Below are 1,542 nucleotides of genomic sequence, written 5' to 3'. Positions count from 1 at the left end.
CGGCCGGCACCTCGTCCAGCGCCGGCGTAAGCGGTTCTGGTGGCTGGGGCTGGGACTTGCCGGCATTGGTCTGGCCGGTGCCGTGGCAGGGCTGGCCCTGGTGACCATCGTCACGCCGGAGGTCCAGCCGGACCATTATGTGCTGGATGCCAATGCGACGGCGTTTGGCGATGCCGGCCCCGCTGCCGAGAACGGTGAGGAAAGCCTATGAGCACGCGCTGGGTCCGTGGTCTGGTTATTGCTTCCGTGGTGCTGAACGTCTTTCTTGCCGGCGCATTCGTCGGCGGTGCGGTCTGGCTGAGAAATGCCAAAACAGGTGTCTCGCTGGAATCGGCCGGCCGACAACTTCCCGACCAGGATCGCAAGGCGTTCCGCGAGGCGCTGCGCCAGGTTCGCGTGCAGTCCCGTCAGATCATTCTCGATGGCCAGCAGGCCAGGCAGCAGGCAGCGGACCTGCTGCAACAGCCTGTCATGGACAAGGCCGCCGTGTCGGCGGCCCTGGAGCGGGCACGCAACGCCGACGCGACGGTTCGCACCCGGCTCGAGCAGGCCATTGTCGACTTCGCGGCGAACACATCACCCGAAAACCGGAGCGTGCTGGCACAGGCATTGCTGCGCCACATGGAACGCCGCGCTGCCGTGGCGCCGAAAAAATCGCCATGACGACCGACGGAAAATGCTCGAGACGCCGTTTAATGAAGAGAAGGGACAAGCCTGCCCGATCGCACCGTGCCGGGCGGCCATCTTCAAACTCGAATGCACTCGGAGCCCAATTATGAGTCGCCTGAAAAACTATGCAGCAGCCGCTATCCTGGCGGTCAGTGGAACTGTCGTGACCGCCACCGCGTCCAGCGCGATGCCCGTCATGTCTGTAACCCATCCGGCCGCCCCGGCATTGGTCGAGCATGTCCGCTGGGGGTGCGGCATCGGCTGGCACCCGAACCGATGGGGCCGTTGCGTGCCGAACGGCGTCGTCGTCGTGCGCCCGCACTACCATTACTGGCACGCTCCGGTCTATGGCTGGCACCCGCACCATCACTGGCGCCGCTGGCACCATAACTGATCGAAGCACGGCGGGGCCAGGCACCTGGCCCCGCGTCAGCGCCGGCGCACGGGCAATCCTGTCAGCCAGCCCGGAGTTAAGGTTAGCGCCGCTCCAATCCGTGGACGCCCGCTAGATATCTCAGCCGATTGGGTCCGGCCCCAGCGTCGCCACCGTCTTCAGCGCGCCGTCGAGCATGTCGCCCTTCTCGTCCTTCAGCGCCATCTCGCGCAGGCGGCGGATCCAGTCGGCGGCGTCGGCTCGGCCCTTGACCAGGTCGAGCGCCGACAGCACGCGGTCGAATTTCGACTGTGCCCGGACATGGGTGTCGCTGTAGCCCTTGATCAGCCGGCGGCAATTGAGGATCTCGACGGCCAGTGCGTAGTCCTGGGGCACATGGTCGAGAGCCAGCGCGTACCAGCGATCGAGATGCGCGACCTCGACCTTGTGGCGCAGCAGACTACGGCGCCAGCGGCGCAGGCCGCCGATGAACCACAAAG

General features: G+C 66.0%; 3 protein-coding genes and 1 pseudogene. 3 read left to right on the top strand and 1 reads right to left on the bottom strand.

Annotation, left to right across the window (positions count from 1 at the left end; genetic code table 11):
• The 3 genes and pseudogenes from EN906_RS33755 to EN906_RS33745 all read left to right on the top strand — a co-directional run.
• Positions 1-211: pseudogene (locus EN906_RS33755) on the top strand (hypothetical protein); the annotation flags it as partial.
• The gene (locus EN906_RS33750; protein ID WP_127269063.1) at positions 208-663 is read left to right on the top strand and encodes a periplasmic heavy metal sensor; all 456 of its coding nucleotides are present in this window, start codon (positions 208-210) and stop codon (positions 661-663) included. The pseudogene EN906_RS33755 and the gene EN906_RS33750, both read left to right, overlap by 4 nt.
• 112 nt (positions 664-775) lie before the next feature.
• A complete protein-coding gene (locus tag EN906_RS33745; RefSeq protein WP_127269062.1) occupies positions 776-1,063 on the top strand; it encodes a hypothetical protein in 288 nt (95 codons plus the stop codon).
• 120 nt (positions 1,064-1,183) lie between these two features.
• Here EN906_RS33745 and EN906_RS33740 read toward each other — a convergent pair.
• Positions 1,184-1,542 (bottom strand): DUF6537 domain-containing protein (locus EN906_RS33740; RefSeq protein ID WP_348629302.1); only part of this gene is annotated, 359 nt, incomplete at its 5' end.

Origin of the sequence: Mesorhizobium sp. M7A.F.Ca.CA.004.06.1.1, assembly GCF_003999135.1 — a bacterium.
Lineage (GTDB): Bacteria > Pseudomonadota > Alphaproteobacteria > Rhizobiales > Rhizobiaceae > Mesorhizobium.
Note: the sequence above shows the minus strand (reverse complement) of the source record. Positions and strands in the feature narration are given on the sequence as shown.